We start from the raw sequence: 17,335 nt of genomic DNA on the forward strand, positions 1-17,335 counted from the left end.
CGTAAAGTTGCGACAATATAAAAATAGGGCGACGGCCGCACCGCCAGGAAGCGGCCGTTGCACGAGTCCCGCGCTAGGTCTTGCGTCGGCGCGGATGCCGTTCTAATCCCGCCGGTGTCATTATCGCAAAGCCCTTTCAGGACGCCCCATGCCGCAGCCCATTTCCACCCTTCGCCATGACTGGACCAAAGACGCGCTGACCGCGCTCTATGATCTGCCGTTTGCCGACCTGATCTTCCGGGCGCAGAGCATCCACCGCCAGCATTTCGATGCCAACAAGGTGCAGGTGGCCATTCTGTTATCGCTCAAAACCGGCGGCTGTCCGGAGGATTGCAGCTATTGCCCGCAATCGGCGTCGAACGACACCGGGCTTAAAGCCACCAAGCTGATGATGAAGGAAAAAGCCATCACGGCAGCGAAACAGGCCAAAGACGCCGGTGCAGGCCGCTTCTGCATGGGGGCGGCGTGGCGCGTGCCCAAGGAAAAAGACCTCGACGCGGTGTGCGAAATCGTGCGCGAAATTCACGATATGGGCATGGAAACCTGCGTCACCCTTGGCATGCTGACCGAGGCGCAGGCGCAGAAACTCAAAGATGCGGGGCTGGATTATTATAACCACAACCTCGACACCTCGCCGGAATATTACAACAAGATCATCACCACACGGACCTATCAGGACCGCATGGACACCATCGCCGCGTTGCGCAAGGCCGACATCAAGGTGTGCTGCGGCGGCATTGTCGGCATGGGCGAAGCCAAGGAAGACCGCATCGGCCTTATTCAGGCGCTGGCCAATCTGCCCGAACATCCCGAAAGCGTGCCGATCAACATGCTGATGCGGGTGGCGGGCACCCCCTTAGAAAACGCCGCCGATGTGGACCCGATTGATTTTGTCCGCACCATTGCGCTGGCCCGCATCGCCATGCCGGCATCGTTCGTGCGCATTGCGGCGGGCCGCGAACATATGAGCGATGAAACACAGGCGCTGTGTTTTCTGGCCGGGGCCAACTCGCTGTTCTCGGGCGAGGTGCTGCTGACCACCGAAAACCCCGGCGTCAATCATGACCAGATGCTGTTTCAGAAACTGGGCATGACCACCACGACCGAGGTGCCCGAATGCATCCAGCCTGAAGAACTGAGCACGGATGACATTGCGGCCGCCAAAGCGAAATACGAAACGGCGGAGTAAGCACGATGGCAGAAGCGGCGGCGGACTGGATTGCGAACGGTGCACGCCATATCTGGCGGCCCTATTGCCAGATGAAGACCGCCGACCTGCCGCTGCCCGTCGCCCGCACCGAAGGGGTAAAGCTGATCCTTGCCGATGGCCGCGAGCTGATCGACGGTATCGGCGCATGGTGGACGGCCTGCCACGGCTATAACCACCCGCACATTGTCGGGGCGATTCAAAAACAAGCCGCGTTGATGCCCCATGTCATGCTGGGCGGGCTGGTTCATGAACAGGCCGCGACACTGGCCACGCGGCTGGCCGCCCTGCTGCCGGGCGATTTAAACCACGTCTTCTATTCCGATTCCGGTTCGGTGGCGGTGGAAGTGGCCATGAAGATGGCGTGGCAGTACTGGCTCAACCAGAACATCCGTGGACGGAACAAGTTCATCGCTTTTAAGGGCGGCTATCACGGCGACACCGTGGCGACCATGGCGGTGTGCGATCCGGCCATCGGCATGCACAGCCGCTTCGACGGGCTGTTGCCGCAGCACTACATTCTGGATCTGCCGCATGACGAGGAAACATACGCCGCCCTCGATGCGTTCCTCGCCAGCCATGCCGACGAAATCGCCGGTATCCTTGTCGAGCCGATGGTACAGGGCGCGGGCGGCATGCTGTTTCAGCATGAGGATGTGCCGAAGCGCCTGCGCACGCTTGCCGACAAATACAACACGCTGTTGATTTTCGACGAGATTTTCACCGGCTTTGGCCGCCTTGGCGCGCTGTTCGCCAGCCAGATCTGTGACACGGTGCCGGACATCATCACGCTGGGCAAGGGCCTGACCGGTGGCGCGCTGCCGCTGGCCGTGACGGTGGCCAGCCGCAAAGTTTTTGACGCCTTCTGGTCCGATGATCCCGGCGCGGCCCTGATGCACGGGCCGACCTTTATGGGCAATGCGCTGGGATGCGCGGCCGCCAACGCCTCGCTGGATCTGTTCGAGACCGAGCCACGCCTGTTTCAGGCCCACGAGATTGCCCAGAAGCAGGCCCCACGCTTAGGCCAACTGTCCGGGCGGCCCGGCATTGCCGCCGTGCGGGTGCGCGGGGCACTCGGCGTGGTGGAAATGCAGCGGGCCGAAAGTCTGGCCGGCCTTGGCCCCCGTTTTGTCGCAGAGGGGGTTTTCCTACGCCCCTTTGGCCGCACGCTTTATGTCGTTCCCTCGCTAACCATTGATGATGAAGCGCTTTTCCGCCTGACCGACGCGATTGTTAAAATTGTCGGGTAAGCGATCAGCAACGTCAGGGTGCGACAAATCCCGGCAAATGCCTTCTCTTTTGGCGGCCGGGGCAGTAAGACCCCACGAAACCCCAACCGAGAGCTATGAGCAGCCATGACGCTTCGCCCCATTCATCGCGCGTTGATCTCTGTTTCCGACAAGACCGGTCTGATCGACTTTGCCAAGGCTTTGGCCCGGCACAATGTCGAACTGATTTCGACCGGCGGCACCGCCAAAGCCTTACGCGAAGCGGGCCTGAAGGTCGCTGACGTTTCCGAGATCACCAATTTCCCGGAGATGATGGACGGCCGCGTCAAGACCCTGCACCCGATGGTGCATGGCGGTCTCTTGTCGATCCGCGACAAGGCCGATCACGCCCAGGCGATGAAGGATCACGGCATTGTCGGCATCGATCTGCTGGTGTGCAATCTCTACCCCTTCGAGGCCACGGTGGCCCGCAAGGCAAGCTTTGACGAGACCATCGAGAATATCGACATCGGCGGTCCGGCCATGGTGCGCTCGGCATCGAAGAACCACGACTATGTCACCGTGGTGGTCGATACCGAAGACTACGCCGCCGTCTTAAAAGAGATGGACGACAATAAGGGCGCCACCACGCTAAGCCTTCGCCGCAAGCTCGCCGCCACCGCCTTTGCCCGCACCGCCGCGTATGACGCTGCGGTGTCGACCTGGTTTGCCGCCGAGCTTGAAAAGGATGGCGAGAAAGAGCCGCCGCGCCGCCGCAGCTTTGCCGGCACGCTGAAGCAGCCCCTGCGCTATGGCGAAAACCCGCATCAGTCGGCGGCGTTTTATCTGACCGGCGAAATCCGCCCCGGTGTTGCCAATGCCGAACAGATTCAGGGCAAGGAACTGTCCTACAACAATATCAGCGACACCGACGCGGCCTATGAACTGGTGGCCGAATTCGACGCCGCCAAATACGCCACTTGCGCCATCATCAAGCACGCCAATCCGTGTGGCGCGGCGCTCGCCGGTTCCTTAAAAGAAGCCTATGACAATGCACTGGCCTGCGACCCGGTCAGCGCCTTTGGCGGCATCATCGCCTTTAACCGCACGCTGGACGGGGCGACGGCGGAAGAAATCTCGAAAATCTTCACCGAGGTGATTATCGCCCCCGATGCCGACGAAGATGCCCGCAAAATTCTGGCCAGGAAGAAGAACCTGCGCCTGCTGCTGGCCGGGGGGTTACCGGATCCGAACCTGCCGGGGCTGACCTGCAAGACGGTTTCGGGCGGGCTGTTGGTGCAGAACCGCGACAATGGCCATGTCAAAGAATCTGACCTCAAAGTGGTGACCAAGCGCCAGCCGACGGCAGCCGAAATGGCCGACCTGCACTTTGCCTTCACGGTGTGCAAATACGTCAAGTCGAACGCGGTGCTCTATGCCAAGGACCTGACCACCGCTGGGATCGGTGCCGGTCAGATGAGCCGCGTGATGTCGGCCCGTATCGCCGCGCTGAAAGCCGAAGATGCCGCCAAGGCGGCTGGCTGGGCCGTGCCCAGAACTAAAGGTTCGGCGGTGGCGTCCGATGCCTTCTTCCCGTTTGCTGACGGGCTCTATGAAGTGACCGAGGCCGGGGCCACCACAGTGATTCAGCCCGGCGGCTCGATCCGCGATGCCGAGGTTATCGAAGCCGCCGACAAGGCGGGCGTTGCCATGGTCTTCACCGGCATGCGCCACTTCCGCCACTAAACCGGCAGGGGTGTTACAACGCAAAAGCCCGGCAGCGATGCCGGGCTTTTTGTTATCGGCCTGACAGGATAGAAATTCCGGGCGCAAAAAGAGGCAAGCCATGATCCGTATCGGTATTGATTTCGGCGGCACCAAAATCGAGGCCGCGGCCTTAAACGCAGCTGGCGATATTTGCGCCCGCATCCGTGCACCCAACCCCGGCAGCTATGACGGGGCGATCAAAACGGTTGGCGAACTTATCCACAGCGCCGAAAGCCAGCTTTCTGTTACCGGGGCCACGATCGGTATCGGTATGCCCGGATCGGTCTCGCCCAAGACCGGACTGATCCGCAACGCCAATTCGGTCTATCTCAATGGCCGCAACTTCGCCGCCGATATGCAAGCCGCGCTGGGCCGACCGGTGCGGCTGTCGAACGATGCCAACTGCCTTGCCCTGTCGGAAAGCGTTGATGGCGCAGGGGCCGGGATGAGCCCGGTCTTTGCGGTGATCTTAGGCACGGGCTGCGGTGGCGGGGTGACGGTGGGCGGCAAGCTGGTCGAGGGGGCCAGCGCCATTGCCGGGGAATGGGGCCACAACCCGCTACCCTGGCCCGCTTCCGACGAGGTGCCGGGGCCAGCCTGCTGGTGCGGCCAGCATGGCTGTCTGGAGACGTGGATTTCGGGCACCGGCTTTGGTGCCGACTATCAGGCCCATGGTGGCGACGCGATTAAGGGCGAAGACATCATCGCCCGGATGCGCGGCGGCGAGGCAGCCGCCGTGGCAGCCTTTGACCGCTATGTCAGCCGGTTGGGGCGCGCGCTGGCGTCGATCTGCAATCTGATCGATCCGGCGGTGATTGTACTGGGCGGCGGCCTGTCAAACGTGCCCGAGCTGTATGCGCGGGTGCCAGCCGTGGTGACGCGGTATATTTTTTCCGATCTCTGGCTGGGCCAGATCCGCCCGGCCAAATGGGGCGATTCGTCCGGCGTGCGCGGGGCGGCCTGGCTGTGGCCCGATGCGCAGGCGGGGCAGGCAAAATAAAAGAGGCCGCGGGGCCCCTTATCATTGACCACTTGTCGTTGGCCATTTGTTGGCCTTTTGCCCTCAGCCGGGGCCGAAAATCGCTTCGGCCCCGATTTTCCCTTGAGGACATACGCACTACCCCGCTTAGAGAATTTGCATCGCCATGGTGTTGTAGACGTTCACCAGACCGGCGGCGTAGAGCACAGCAGCGGCAAAATAGAGCGGGCGGTTGTTCAGGATGTTGGTAACAAGGTTCTTCATGATTTTCTCCATCTTTATTGCGGTGCAGCATTTCATTCGCTCCCGCACAATTCATAGATAAATCCGAACCGCGTTTTCGCAAGGTGCTTTAGTAAAAATTCATACTATACGGGCTTTTCACGCACACCAACCGTGTGCTGCTTTGCAGTATAGACAATCCCAAACCCGCCCCGTTAAGATATAAAAATTCAGAACAAATCACTTAATACATATAAAATTCCAAACGCGGTTCAATTTATGACAGCGCTTACTAACCCACTCGACCGAACATTACAAATAATTCATCCAGCAGAAGACGTCATCGACCAACCCGCCCCGACGTGACCCAAGGCTTTCTTGCCCACACGCTTGCTTCCGTAAGCGCCAAGAGGTTATGTCTCAGCCACGATCGATCGTTTTGGAAGCCAAATATTTTCCGGAAAACCTGATATGCCGCTTTTGCGCTTTATTCCCGAAGCCTCGAACATCAACTTCGTCAAATACCGTTACGTCGCCTTTGCGCTGGACGGGCTGTTGGTCCTGGCGGCAATTGTTTCGCTTTGGGTGCACGGCCTCAATCTGGGCATCGATTTCACCGGCGGCGTGCTGATGGAAGTGCGCGCCGCGCATACCATCGATATCAGCACCTTGCGCAATGATATCGACGCGCTGCACTTCAACGACAATCAGATTCAGTATTTTGGCGGCGGTCAGTGCAATACGCCGGTCAATTCCTGCGCCCTGATCCGCGCCCAGCCGAAAGACGGCCAGTCGGGTGAAGCGGCGCAAAAGCTGATCAAGCAGAAGATCGGCAGCCAGTACAGCGTGATCAGCGCCCAGTATATCGGCCCGAAGGTTTCGGAGGAGCTGTTCCACAGCGGCGTTTACGCCACCATTTTGGCGGTTTTTGCCATCGCCATCTGGGTCGCCTTCCGCTTTGAATGGCAGTACGGCATCGCGGCCGCCGTGGCCACCGGCCATGACGTATTCGTCACCGCCGGGATGTATTCGCTGATGCATCTCGACTTCACGCTGACCTCGGTCGCCGCCCTTCTGACGCTGGCAGGCTATTCGATCAACGATACCGTGGTGGTGTTCGACCGCTTGCGCGAGAACCGGCGCAAATACAAGCGTATGCGGCTCTATGATCTGATCAACCTGTCGACCAATCAGATGCTGACGCGAACCATCCTGACCTCGGCGGCCACCGCCATGTCGATCATTCCGCTGCTGCTTTATGGCGGGGCGTCGCTCTATGACTTCTCGGCCGCCATGTTGTTCGGCATCGTCGTCGGCACCTTCTCGTCGACCTATGTTGCCGCCGCGCTGCTGCTCTATCTGCCGGCCCCGGCGGGTGCGATCGAGGAAAAAGCCGCACCGGCACAGGCCTGAACACCGGTCTGAACACGGGCTACACGAAAATAAAGGCCATGGCGGACAAATCCGTCATGGCCTTTTCTCTGCCTGGGGCATTGTATTGCGCTTCGTCTTTGCGCCGAAGCCATTATACTCGCGTGAAAATGATCGGCACCGCCCTTAACCCTGCTTGACGATGCGGGTAAGCGTTGTCAGATAACGCCTCACGAAAACACCTCTACCCAGGTGCAATAAACACCGTCTTCAACAGGGAGATGCCCATGAATTTTGCGAAAATAGCCCGCAACCTCGCCATTGCGAGCGGGATGCTGGCGCTGGCTGGCCTTGCCGGCTGTACCCAGATGGACGACGCCTTCGAGGCGACCGTCGGCGGCACCCCGCCGGCGCGCGTTGCCACCATCGGCAGCCCGTCCTCGGACGAAACCACAACGGCGAAGCGTTTCGTCGGCATCGATGCCTTTCTGCAGACGGCGGAAATGGGCCGGGGCGTCAACGTACTGTCCGAAGATCCGGGCTGGAACGATCCGGCCAACGCCCGCTTCAAGGTTTCGTATTTCAAAAAGATTCACGATGCCGGATTCTCGACTGTCCGTATCGTGACCAATCCTTTCAGCCATATGGACGATTACTATGTCGTCGATGCCCATTGGCTGAAATATCTCGACACCATGATTCAGGCGGGGCTGGATGCGAACTTAACCGTCATCCTCGACAATCATGAATTCAATTATTGCGGCGAGAACGTTGCTGGCTGCCTGCCCCGGCTCAATGCCTTCTGGGCGCAGGTTGCACCGCGTTATCGCAACGCCTCGGCCAAACTGGTGTTCGAGATCCTCAACGAGCCGCATCAGGCCCTGACGCCGGAACTTTGGAACGCCCAGATCAAGCAGACCCTGCCGATCATTCGTGCCACTAACCCGGTGCGCAACGTCATCATCGGACCGGGCAGCTGGAACAGCCTGTCCTATCTGCCCAAGCTGGAGCTGCCGGTGGTCGATCGCCATCTGATCGTGACGTTCCACTATTACGCACCGATGGAATTCACCCACCAGGGCTCGCCCTGGGTGTCGCAGTATAAGCTGACCGGACAGAACTGGGGTTCGGCCGCCGACCTGGCACAGCTCAACAAAGACTTTGACGAGGTTAAAGCCTGGTCGGACAAATGGAACCGCCCGATTCTGCTGGGTGAATTCGGCGCCTATGAAACCGGTCCGATGGATGGCCGCATCCGCTATACCAATGCGGTGGCGCGCGCCGCCGAAGCCCGCGGCTTTGCCTGGGCCTATTGGCAGTTCGACAAAGACTTCATCGTCTATGACGTTGCCAAGGATCAGTGGGTTGAACCCATTCTGAACGCGCTGATCCCCAAAAAATAACCCTGATTTTTAAAGCCATAAAAAACGGACGGCATCGGATGCCGTCCGTTTTCTTTTGCGTCTAGCCACCATAAGACGGAGAGTACAAACTTATGTGTTGGCCTTCGACAGGGCTGAGCCGACTTTAGTGAAGCTCGAGTTGAGCTGGGTCCCAATGTTGGTGACCGCCGCAATGATGACCACAGCGATAAGGGCCGCGATCAGACCGTATTCGATCGCCGTGACGCCCGATTCGTCCGCCGCGAAACGAGCTAAGAACTTCTTCATATATGCCTCCGCTTGTAAGCTCTGTAGGATTTTCTGAGTGGTTGATAAGTGTAAACAACTTATGCGACAGGTTTACTGATCTGTAAAGTTCGTATATCAGTATTAATTACTGGTTAACCTTTTGGCGTTGCTAGTGGATATAATACACTTCTGCCCTTAAAGTCGTTTTAAAGGTTCTGGTTAAAGATTGCCGTTATGAAACATGCACCGCGAAAGCAATTACTGGTCCTGCTCACCGGCTGGCTCCTCTGCCTGCCTGCGCTGGCGGGTGGCTTGTCGCTGCCCACCGGGGGCAGCCGGGTTATTGCCCTTTCGGCACCAACGGCCTCGTTTCATATTGCCGATCCTGGCGTGCTGGACGCCCGCGCGATTGATGACAGCCATGTCGAACTGATTGCCAAAGCCCCGGGCAGCACTTTGGTTGCCGCCTATGATACCAAGGGGCGTCTGGTCTACAGTGGCCGGGTTCAGGTTGGTGCGGGGCGCCCAGTCGCGTCCAGCCACGGGGATTCCGGCACCGTGCTGTATCAGCGCGGCACGAGCCAGATCGTCTATCAGTGCAATGCCGACCGTTGCCAGTCGCGCAGCCCGGTCCAGCCAACCCAGACGGCAAGTGCCCCGGCCACCGCCGCAGCCGCTTTGGCACCACCACACTGAATGCCACCGATTAGTTCCCCATTGACCTGACCGACCAGCTTTGCCAAATCCTTCGGGCTACGGATAGGATGCACGCGCTTTGCGTGCAGACGGCGGCGAAGGGTTTAAGGGGATGCATCTGATCGGCTGGATACTAGCCGTCACGTTTATGGCTCTGGCGCTGGCCGGAACCGTCTATACCCTGATGACGGCATGGTTCGTTGGCCGCCACGCCCGCCAAAACCACCCCGCCCCCACCGAATTTCCTGCCGTCACCATCCTGAAGCCCCTGCATGGCGCCGAGCCCGGCCTTCGCGCCAATCTGACCAGCTTTTTTCGTCAGAATTATCCGGCCCCGCTGCAAATCATCTTCGGGGTGCAGAGCCGCACTGACCCGGCAATTAAAATTGTGCAATCCTTGTGCGACCAATACCCGGCAGCAAACACCGCACTGGTGATCAGCCCGCGCGTCCACGGCGACAATGCCAAGATTTCCAATCTGGCCAACATGGCCGCCAGCATAACCGGCAACAGCCGCCATCAGATGATCGTCATCAGCGACAGCGATATCGCTGTCGCCCCCGACTATTTACGCGCACTTGCCGCCGCGCTGGCCCCGGCAGACACCGGGGCAGTCACCTGCCTGTACACCGGCTGGGCCGCCGTGCCGGGAATCGGCGCACGGCTGTCGGCCATGGGCATCAGCTACCATTTCCTGCCCAATGTGGTGACGGGGATAAGCCTTAAAATGGCCAAGCCCTGCATGGGTTCGACCATCGCGCTGTCGTCGGCAACATTATCCGACATCGGCGGCATCGCCGCCTTTGCCGATTATCTGGCCGACGATTACGAGATTGGCCGGGCGGTCCGCACCCGGGGCCTTGAAGTCGCGGTTCCCGGCTTTGCCGTGCGCCATGGCTGCACCGAGACGAGCCTTAAAGCGTATTTCAGCCACGAGTTGCGCTGGATGCGCACCATCGCCATTAACGATATGGCGGGCCATGTTGGCAGTATAGTTACCCATCCGGTGCCCCTTGCCCTCCTTTCTTACGCGTTTTTTGCTTTACTGGGTGGGCCATTCTCCCTAAACGCTTTGTATCTACTTGGCGCTACCCTTGGCGCCCGCGCTATGCTCAAATGGCGCATCGATCGTTGTTTCGGTGCCACAAGTGGCCCGATATGGCTCCTGCCGCTCAGAGATGTGTGCGCTTTTGGCGTATTTCTCGTCTCGCTTGTCGGAGGGCCGGTTGATTGGCAAGGCAAAAAGTTGCATGTCGCGGCGGGTGGCATACTGACAAAAACAGATGGCCCGGCGAAAACAGAGGTTACGTGATGAAGTCTTTATTCCTTCAAGCCCCATCCTATGACGGTTACGACGGCGGCGCCGGTGCCCGCTATCAGATGAAGCGCGAGGTGAAGAGCTTCTGGTACCCGACATGGCTGGCACAGGCTGCCGCCATGGTCGAAGATTCCAAGCTGATCGACGCCCCGCCGCACAAGCTGCATTACAAGGATATCGAGGCCGATATTAAGGCGCACGAACTGATCGTGCTGCACACCTCGACACCGTCGTTCAAGTCCGACTGCAAAACAGCCCGGATGATCAAAGAAAGCAATCCGAAAGCCATCGTCGGCTTTATCGGCTCCAAGGTGGCGGTGCAGCCGCAGGAAAGCTTGGAAGCCTGCGAGGCAATCGATTTCGTTGCCCGTAACGAATATGAATTCACCATTCAGGAACTGGCCCGCGGCGATGCGTGGGAAGGGATCAAAGGGATCTCCTACCGCGACAAGTCCGGCACCATCGTGCACAATCCTGAGCGCGAAATCCTGACCGATATGGACAAGCTGCCCAGCGTGCTGCCGATCTATAAGCGCGATCTTAAGATCGAGAATTATTACGGCGGCTACCTCAAGCATCCCTATATGTCGTGGTACACCGGCCGTGGCTGCAAATCGCATTGCACCTTCTGCCTGTGGCCGCAGACGATTTCGGGCCACAAGTACCGCACCAAGTCGATCCCCTATGTGATCGAGGAAGTGAAGTACATGAAGGCGAATTTCCCGCAGATTCGCGAAATCTTCTTCGATGACGGCACGCTGACCGACAACACCGAACGCGTTGAGGAACTGGCCAAAGAATTGGGCAAGCTGGGCGTGACCTGGTCGTGCAACGCCAAGGCCAATGTGCCGCGCAAAACCCTCGAAATCATGAAGGCCAACGGCCTGCGCATTCTGCTGGTCGGCTATGAAAGCGGCAATCAGCAGATTCTGCACAACATCAAAAAGGGCCTCTTGGTCGATGTTGCCCGCCGCTTCTCCAAGGATTGCCACGAGCTTGGCATTCTGGTCCACGGCACCTTCATCCTCGGCCTGCCGGGCGAAACCCGCGAAACCATGAAGGAAACGCTGGCCTTCGCCAAGGAAGTCAATCCACGCACGTTGCAGGTTTCGCTGGCCGCGCCCTATCCGGGCACCTTCCTGTATCAACAGGCTAAGGAAAATGGCTGGTTCGCCTCGGATGTTGATCTGTTGACCGACGACGGCACCCAGATCGCACCGCTGAACTATGACAATTTAAGCCACCACGAGATTTTCGAGGCTGTGGAAGACTTCTATCGCAAGTTCTATTTCCGCCCGTCGAAGATTTTCGAAATCCTGGGCGAAATGTGCACCTCGCCGGAAATGTTCGGCCGCCGCTTACGCGAAGGCGTCGAATTCTTCCAGTTCCTCAAAACCCGCGAGGACATGATCGTTTCGTAAAGTAATACGCAAAGGCTTTGAGTAATCAAAAACACCCATGCAGCTCTCTGCATGGGTGTTTTTTAACAATATTTGATTTAGATGTCTGCACGGATTACTGTAAACAGCTTTTCACACCAGTAGAAATTGGCGTTGACATTGCCTGTGCAAATTCTGACAAAGAGCATACACCATACTCTAATCTCGCCAAATTCTTCGCGACGGCATGTGTAAGCTTCAGAACAGCGAATTTGAAACTGGCACCAACGATCTGTGTCTGCTGCTGGTATTCATTAGCAGGTGCAGACTTACCGCTATTCACACTATACTTCATACTCATCCAAGTATAGGCAAGAGCATAATGGATATCTTTGTCAGACCCTGTGCAAGACACTTGACTCTGACAGAATGTAGTAGCCGTGTTTTCTGTATTTGATTGACTTGTGCAAGCTATAGCAAGGCTTGTAAGAGAATTTTTAATCGTTGTAATATCACCAGTAAAGATACTAGATATAGCATTCGCAGCTTTATCTATTAAATCTTTATAATTCTTTTCTGCATACGTAAGAGTTTCCGTTTGAGCGTTTTCCACCTCAAGAAGATTAATACTTGATACGAGTTTTGTATATGCGGAAAATCCTTCTGCACTCTCTTTCGTATTAGACGAAAGCGGATTCCACTTAGACTCAACGCGGCAGGCATTTAGAAGAGTAGTAACGGCTTCAATCGGATTTTTTAAAAACACATCGGCCATTTCTTCTAAATCTTCATCAGTGTATTCTGATTTTGCCTGAAAGTTTTCTACTTTTCTATCTGCAACCTTAACACTATTTACTATGTCTTCTGCAATGTCGTTATTTGCATTTGAACCAGGAACATACTGATTATGCGAAGAGTTCAGAAAATCATCCAGCGAGGATGACGCATTTACTAGCATCATATGATGCCTATACGAGATAGTGTCCGCACTGTAGCGTTTATTTACATCGGATACTAGCAAGCCGGCCTGAGCCAGATCATATCCTTTTGTGACTACACTCATAGCACCCCTCCTTATATTTGCACGCAGCGATACGCCACCGCTGGTTGCAACGAGAGTGCTATGACACAACTGTAGGTTAGTCAACTTAAAATAGCGAAATAGCCAACTTCACAACTTTAAGTGATGTCTCTTGCCTTTGCAGCAACATCGTTACGATCCACGCCACCATCTGCCCCCCCCCTCTGGCAGCGGACCGAGCGTGCTCACAATCCACATTTCAGCATCGCTTCTGGCCACACGCCACTGTGCCGGACCACGCACCGACGGATGCACAATAATCGTTTCGACATTCGCCCAATCGTTAACGAGTAGTGCGGCAGGGAAAACGCCCCAACAGGATCAAAGAGCAGAAAAAACCACATGTCGCCGTTAGACCGGGGAACCACCAAGGCGGCATGATATTTGTCCCGAGCCAAACAACCCTGTATGGCTACACAAGCACGGCTCAGCAAAAGTCAGGTATTTCAGCATGTCGCAGCAACACAAACTGATTGTCACCGCCGATGATTTTGGTGCCGATGTGGCGGTCAACGACGCCATCATCCGCGGCCACCGCGATGGCATTCTGACCGCCGCCAGCCTGATGGTCGCGGCGCCGGATGCCGCCGACGCCGTGCTGCGGGCCAAAGCCTATCCGAAACTGGGGGTTGGTCTGCATCTGGTGCTGGTCGAAGGCCGCCCCACGCTGCCGCCCGAACAGGTGCCCGATCTGGTCGGCCCGGATGGGTATTTTCGCACCGACATGGCATGGCAGGGCGCGCGCATGTTCTTCCTGCCCCATGTCCGCAAACAGCTTGCCGCCGAAATCACCGCCCAGTTTGAAGCCTTTGCCGCCACCGGTCTGCCGCTCGACCATGTTAACGCCCACAAGCATTATCATCTGCACCCCACCATCGCCGCGCTGGCGCTGCAGATCGGCCGCCGCTTTGGCGTAAAAGCGATGCGCGTTCCCTATGAGCCCGCCGAAGTTATCCACAAGGTAGAACCGGATGCCCCGCACAGTGCGCTGGTCGCCTGGTATGCCCAAAAGCTCAAACGCAAACTGGCGCGGGACGGGGTGCGCACCACCGACGCCACCTTTGGCCTTAGCTGGTCCGGGGCAATGACCACCGAACGGGTCTGCGGATTGCTGAAAGCCTTGCCGCCGGGACTGAACGAAATCTATTTTCACCCCGCCATGGTGGATAGTTATCCACAGAGCGCCCCCGGCTACCGCTACCGCGCAGAGGCCGACGCGCTGACCGCGCCCGAGGTGCTTGCATTGGTGCGACAAGCTGGTATGGCCTTGGGGCCCTTTGCCGCCTTCGGCTGAGGGTTAAGCCAATGGTGACGGTCTGATTATGCGCAAATTCGGAATCTGGGCGGCGCTGGCCGCCGGCTTTGTCCTTGCCATCGGCGTGTTGTGGCATATCGGCATCGCCCCGGTATTCGCCGCCATCGCCCGCGTCGGCGTCATCGGTTTTATCCTGATCTGTCTGGCCAATGTGCCGGTGATCGCCTTTCTGGGCCTTGCGTGGCGCTCGCTGGTCGGGCCGCTGGCTGCACACTGGGTGTTCTTTGCCTCGCGCCAGTTGCGTGATTCGGCCACCGATCTTTTGCCCTTCACCCAGATCGGCGGCATCGTCATCGGGGCACGGGCGGGCATTCTGGGTGGCATTCCGCCGGTTAATGCCTATTCCTCGACGGTCGTCGATGTCACCGCCGAGATGATGGCGCAGATTGCCTTTACCATTCTGGGCCTGCTGATCGGGCTGGCCAAAATCAAGGCGACGCCCGAGCTGGCCCCCTATGCCGACGGGCTGATTCTGGGCACCGTTCTGTTCATTCCGGCGATTGCCGCCTTTGTCGTGTTACAGCGCAAAGGGGCCAGGCTTGCCGCAGGGCTGGCTGGCAATTTCCTGCCCGCAGCCGTGGCGCACACCCAGGCCTTTACCGACCACATTGAAGAACTCTACCGCCAGCCTGCCAAACTGGCGGCGGCATCGAGCTGGCACCTGTTAGCGTGGCTGGCCAGCGGCGCCTGGCTGTGGGTCATTTTCCACCTCTGTGGGGCCGACATTGATCTGTTAAGCGCCCTTGCCATCGAAAGCCTGCTGGCGGCCTTGCGCGGTATCACCGTGTTCATTCCGGCCTCGATCGGAGTGCAGGAAGCCGGTTATGCCGCGCTGGCCCCGGTGTTTGGGGCTGGCCCCGAGGTCGGGCTGGCGGTGTCGCTTTTGAAGCGCGGGCGCGATATCATTCTGGGCATACCGGTACTGCTGATCTGGCAGTGGATCGAAGGCCGCCGGGCGCTGAAGACCGCCCAGCCCGACCAGACAGCTTAAAGGAATTTGACGCGTGGGTGACTGCATCTTCATCACGGGGGCCAGCGGCTTTGTCGGTTCGGCCATTGCACGGATAGCCCTTGAGCGCGGGTTTCACCCCCGCCTGCTGGTGCGCGCCACATCGCGCCGTGACAACATTGCCGGTCTGGATGCCGACATCTGTGTCGCCGATATGGCCGACGCCGATGCGCTGGCCGCCGCCATGAAGGGCGCGCGCTACTGCATTCATGCCGCCGCCGATTACCGGCTGTGGGCCAAAGACCCGGAAGAAATCGTCCGCAACAACCGCGAAGGCACCCGCGCCGTGATGGCCGCGGCGCTGAAGGCCGGGGTCGAACGCGTGGTCTACACCAGCTCGGTGGCGACGCTGCACCCGAATGAAGACGGCACCCCGGTCGATGAAACCCACCGCCACACGCCTGAAAGCGCCATCGGCGCCTACAAGCGCAGCAAGGTGGTGGCCGAGCGCGTGGTCGAGGAAATGGTAGCCAAAGACGGCCTGCCCGCCATCATCGTCAACCCGTCGACCCCGATCGGCCCACGCGACATCAAGCCGACGCCGACCGGGCGCATCATTGTCGAAGCGGCGGCGGGGCGCATTCCGGCCTTCATCGAGACCGGGCTTAATCTGGCCCATGTCGAAGATGTCGCCGAAGGGCATTTTCTGGCGCTGGAAAAGGGCCGCATCGGGCAAAGCTATATTCTGGGCGGCCAGGATGTCGCCTTTCGCGACATGGTGGGGGAAGTCGCCCGTCTGGCGGGGCGCAAGGCCCCGACCATCGCCCTGCCGCGCCTGCCGCTGATGCCACTGGCCTATGCCGCCGAAATGGTGGCACAGTTTACCGGCAAGGAACCGTTCATCACCGTCGATGGTTTGAAGATGGCGCGCTATCATATGTTCTTTTCTTCGGCCAAGGCGGAATCCGAGCTTGGCTATCGTGCCCGGCTCTATACCGTGGCACTCAAAGATGCCTATGACTGGTTCGACATGGCGGGGTATATAAAATGATCGCAGTGCTGATCCTGTCCCTTTTACCGCTAGCGATCTGGCTGGTGCTGGTGTTCGCCCGCCACGCCTTCTGGCAGATGCGCGAACGCGACAGCCTGAACGGTCTGGAACGGCCGATGAGCTGGCCGTCGGTGGCCGCCGTGGTACCGGCCCGTGACGAAGCCGAAACCATCGAGCGGACGTTGAAAAGCCTGCTGGCGCAGGATTATGCCGGATCATTCCGCATCATTCTGGTCGATGACCAGAGCAGCGACGGCACCGCCGAGCGGGCGCGGGCTTTAAACGATGCCCGGATCGACATTCTGACCGGGGCCGAGCACCCAGAAGGCTGGACCGGCAAGCTGTTCGCCTTGAGCCAGGGTGTGGCGGCGCTGGACGGCTGGCACGCGCCGGAATATCTGTGGTTCACCGATGCCGACATTGCCCACCAGCCCGACAGCTTACGTGCGCTGGTCATCCGCGCCGAAGCACAAGGCCTGGTGCTGACCTCGCTGATGGCGCGGCTCAACTGCACCAGCTTTGCCGAAAAGTTCCTGATCCCGGCCTTCGTGTTTTTCTTCGCCATGCTCTACCCGTTCGGCGCGGTGAATAACCGCAAATCCCATCTGGCCGGGGCGGCGGGCGGCTGCATGCTGATCAAGCGCGCCGCGCTGGAAAAAGCCGGTGGCGTTGAAGCCATTCGCGGCGAAATCATCGACGATTGCGCCATGGGCAAGCTGATGAAAAAGCAGGGGCCGATCTGGCTGGGCCTGACCAACCGGGTGCTCAGCCTGCGGCCCTATCCCAAAATGGCCGACATCCACGCCATGGTCGCCCGCACCGCCTATGCCCAGCTGCATTATTCGCCGGTGCTGCTGACCGGCACGCTGATCGGGCTGTTCATCGTCTTTCTGCTGCCGGTGTTCGATCTGTTGTTCGGCGGCTTCTTCTTCGGTGGTTTTGCCGCCCTGTGCGGGGCTTTGAGCTGGGCCCTGATGGCGGTCGCCTTCCAGCCGACCTTACGCTTTTACCACCGCTCGCCCTTCTGGGGGCTGGCGCTGCCGCTGATCGGCGCGGTCTATGGCTATTTCACGCTCGATTCCGCCCTGCAGCATGCGGGTGGCAAGGGCGGCATGTGGAAAGGCCGCGCCCAGGCCGCCACCAGCAAATCATAAGGCAAAC

General features: G+C 58.7%; 15 protein-coding genes. 13 read left to right on the plus strand and 2 right to left on the minus strand.

The features are described from left to right. Positions 1-148 precede the first annotated feature (148 nt). The 6 genes from bioB (at position 149) to ACZ5RI_RS00370 (ending at position 8,157) form a co-directional block, all read left to right on the plus strand. On the plus strand, positions 149-1,189 hold the full coding sequence (gene bioB / locus ACZ5RI_RS00345; protein WP_464514125.1) for a biotin synthase BioB: 1,041 nt from the start codon (positions 149-151) through the stop codon (positions 1,187-1,189). Between the two features lie 5 nt (positions 1,190-1,194). Next, complete coding sequence (locus tag ACZ5RI_RS00350) at positions 1,195-2,457, plus strand: adenosylmethionine--8-amino-7-oxononanoate transaminase (protein WP_464514126.1); 1,263 nt, start codon at positions 1,195-1,197, stop codon at positions 2,455-2,457. 105 nt (positions 2,458-2,562) lie between these two features. After that, on the plus strand, positions 2,563-4,161 hold the full coding sequence (gene purH / locus ACZ5RI_RS00355) for a bifunctional phosphoribosylaminoimidazolecarboxamide formyltransferase/IMP cyclohydrolase (protein ID WP_464514127.1): 1,599 nt from the start codon (positions 2,563-2,565) through the stop codon (positions 4,159-4,161). Between the two features lie 100 nt (positions 4,162-4,261). Further along, the gene (locus ACZ5RI_RS00360; protein ID WP_464514128.1) at positions 4,262-5,182 is read left to right on the plus strand and encodes an ROK family protein; all 921 of its coding nucleotides are present in this window, start codon (positions 4,262-4,264) and stop codon (positions 5,180-5,182) included. A gap of 672 nt (positions 5,183-5,854) precedes the next feature. Further along, entirely contained in the window at positions 5,855-6,796 is a 942-nt protein-coding gene (gene secF / locus ACZ5RI_RS00365; RefSeq protein ID WP_464514129.1) for a protein translocase subunit SecF, read from the plus strand. 245 nt (positions 6,797-7,041) lie between these two features. Continuing rightward, the gene (locus ACZ5RI_RS00370) at positions 7,042-8,157 is read left to right on the plus strand and encodes a glycoside hydrolase family 5 protein (RefSeq protein WP_464514130.1); all 1,116 of its coding nucleotides are present in this window, start codon (positions 7,042-7,044) and stop codon (positions 8,155-8,157) included. Positions 8,158-8,247: 90 nt separating this feature from the next. Here the strand turns inward: ACZ5RI_RS00370 and ACZ5RI_RS00375 are convergent, their stop codons facing one another. Beyond that, positions 8,248-8,424 (minus strand): Flp family type IVb pilin, encoded by a 177-nt coding sequence (locus tag ACZ5RI_RS00375; RefSeq protein WP_464514131.1) that lies wholly within the window; start codon positions 8,422-8,424, stop codon positions 8,248-8,250. A 195-nt stretch (positions 8,425-8,619) separates the two neighbouring features. Between ACZ5RI_RS00375 and ACZ5RI_RS00380 the strand changes: the two genes are divergently transcribed. The 3 genes from ACZ5RI_RS00380 to hpnJ all read left to right on the plus strand — a co-directional run bounded on the left by ACZ5RI_RS00380 (position 8,620) and on the right by hpnJ (position 11,820). Beyond that, entirely contained in the window at positions 8,620-9,081 is a 462-nt protein-coding gene (locus ACZ5RI_RS00380) for a pilus assembly protein N-terminal domain-containing protein (protein WP_464514132.1), read from the plus strand. 79 nt (positions 9,082-9,160) lie between these two features. After that, entirely contained in the window at positions 9,161-10,393 is a 1,233-nt protein-coding gene (hpnI, locus tag ACZ5RI_RS00385; RefSeq protein WP_464514133.1) for a bacteriohopanetetrol glucosamine biosynthesis glycosyltransferase HpnI, read from the plus strand. After that, the gene (gene hpnJ, locus ACZ5RI_RS00390) at positions 10,393-11,820 is read left to right on the plus strand and encodes a hopanoid biosynthesis associated radical SAM protein HpnJ (RefSeq protein WP_464514134.1); all 1,428 of its coding nucleotides are present in this window, start codon (positions 10,393-10,395) and stop codon (positions 11,818-11,820) included. The genes hpnI and hpnJ overlap by 1 nt, the downstream gene beginning before the upstream one ends. Positions 11,821-11,914: 94 nt before the next feature. On the opposite strand, the gene ACZ5RI_RS00395 is transcribed toward hpnJ, so the two are convergent. Next, the gene (locus tag ACZ5RI_RS00395) at positions 11,915-12,841 is read right to left on the minus strand and encodes a hypothetical protein (protein ID WP_464514135.1); all 927 of its coding nucleotides are present in this window, start codon (positions 12,839-12,841) and stop codon (positions 11,915-11,917) included. Between the two features lie 469 nt (positions 12,842-13,310). Here ACZ5RI_RS00395 and hpnK point away from each other — a divergent pair, with 469 nt between their 5' ends. Genes hpnK through ACZ5RI_RS00415 form a run of 4 tightly spaced genes read left to right on the plus strand, consistent with a single transcriptional unit; the run spans position 13,311 to position 17,328 of the window. Further along, positions 13,311-14,153, plus strand: a complete 843-nt coding sequence (gene hpnK, locus ACZ5RI_RS00400) for a hopanoid biosynthesis-associated protein HpnK (RefSeq protein ID WP_464514136.1) — start codon at positions 13,311-13,313, stop codon at positions 14,151-14,153. 28 nt (positions 14,154-14,181) lie between these two features. Further along, a complete protein-coding gene (locus ACZ5RI_RS00405) occupies positions 14,182-15,165 on the plus strand; it encodes a lysylphosphatidylglycerol synthase domain-containing protein (RefSeq protein ID WP_464514137.1) in 984 nt (327 codons plus the stop codon). 13 nt (positions 15,166-15,178) lie between these two features. Beyond that, positions 15,179-16,174 carry a hopanoid-associated sugar epimerase gene (gene hpnA / locus ACZ5RI_RS00410; protein ID WP_464514138.1) on the plus strand — a complete coding sequence of 332 codons (996 nt, stop codon included), beginning with the start codon at positions 15,179-15,181 and terminating at the stop codon, positions 16,172-16,174. Beyond that, positions 16,171-17,328 (plus strand): glycosyltransferase, encoded by a 1,158-nt coding sequence (locus ACZ5RI_RS00415; RefSeq protein ID WP_464514139.1) that lies wholly within the window; start codon positions 16,171-16,173, stop codon positions 17,326-17,328. The genes hpnA and ACZ5RI_RS00415 overlap by 4 nt, the downstream gene beginning before the upstream one ends. The last annotated feature ends 7 nt before the right edge of the window (positions 17,329-17,335 follow it).

The organism is Micropepsis pineolensis, assembly GCF_055392125.1.

Excerpts from the sequence above, each read along its gene's own strand:
- bioB (WP_464514125.1), top strand. The coding sequence starts at position 149 with ATGCCGCAGCCCATTTCCACCCTTCGCCATGACTGGACCAAAGACGCG.
- ACZ5RI_RS00350 (WP_464514126.1), top strand. The coding sequence starts at position 1,195 with ATGGCAGAAGCGGCGGCGGACTGGATTGCGAACGGTGCACGCCATATC.
- purH (WP_464514127.1), top strand. The coding sequence starts at position 2,563 with ATGACGCTTCGCCCCATTCATCGCGCGTTGATCTCTGTTTCCGACAAG.
- ACZ5RI_RS00360 (WP_464514128.1), top strand. The coding sequence starts at position 4,262 with ATGATCCGTATCGGTATTGATTTCGGCGGCACCAAAATCGAGGCCGCG.
- secF (WP_464514129.1), top strand. The coding sequence starts at position 5,855 with ATGCCGCTTTTGCGCTTTATTCCCGAAGCCTCGAACATCAACTTCGTC.
- ACZ5RI_RS00370 (WP_464514130.1), top strand. The coding sequence starts at position 7,042 with ATGAATTTTGCGAAAATAGCCCGCAACCTCGCCATTGCGAGCGGGATG.
- ACZ5RI_RS00375 (WP_464514131.1), bottom strand. The coding sequence starts at position 8,424 with ATGAAGAAGTTCTTAGCTCGTTTCGCGGCGGACGAATCGGGCGTCACG.
- ACZ5RI_RS00380 (WP_464514132.1), top strand. The coding sequence starts at position 8,620 with ATGAAACATGCACCGCGAAAGCAATTACTGGTCCTGCTCACCGGCTGG.
- hpnJ (WP_464514134.1), top strand. The coding sequence starts at position 10,393 with ATGAAGTCTTTATTCCTTCAAGCCCCATCCTATGACGGTTACGACGGC.
- ACZ5RI_RS00395 (WP_464514135.1), bottom strand. The coding sequence starts at position 12,841 with ATGAGTGTAGTCACAAAAGGATATGATCTGGCTCAGGCCGGCTTGCTA.
- hpnK (WP_464514136.1), top strand. The coding sequence starts at position 13,311 with ATGTCGCAGCAACACAAACTGATTGTCACCGCCGATGATTTTGGTGCC.
- ACZ5RI_RS00405 (WP_464514137.1), top strand. The coding sequence starts at position 14,182 with ATGCGCAAATTCGGAATCTGGGCGGCGCTGGCCGCCGGCTTTGTCCTT.
- ACZ5RI_RS00415 (WP_464514139.1), top strand. The coding sequence starts at position 16,171 with ATGATCGCAGTGCTGATCCTGTCCCTTTTACCGCTAGCGATCTGGCTG.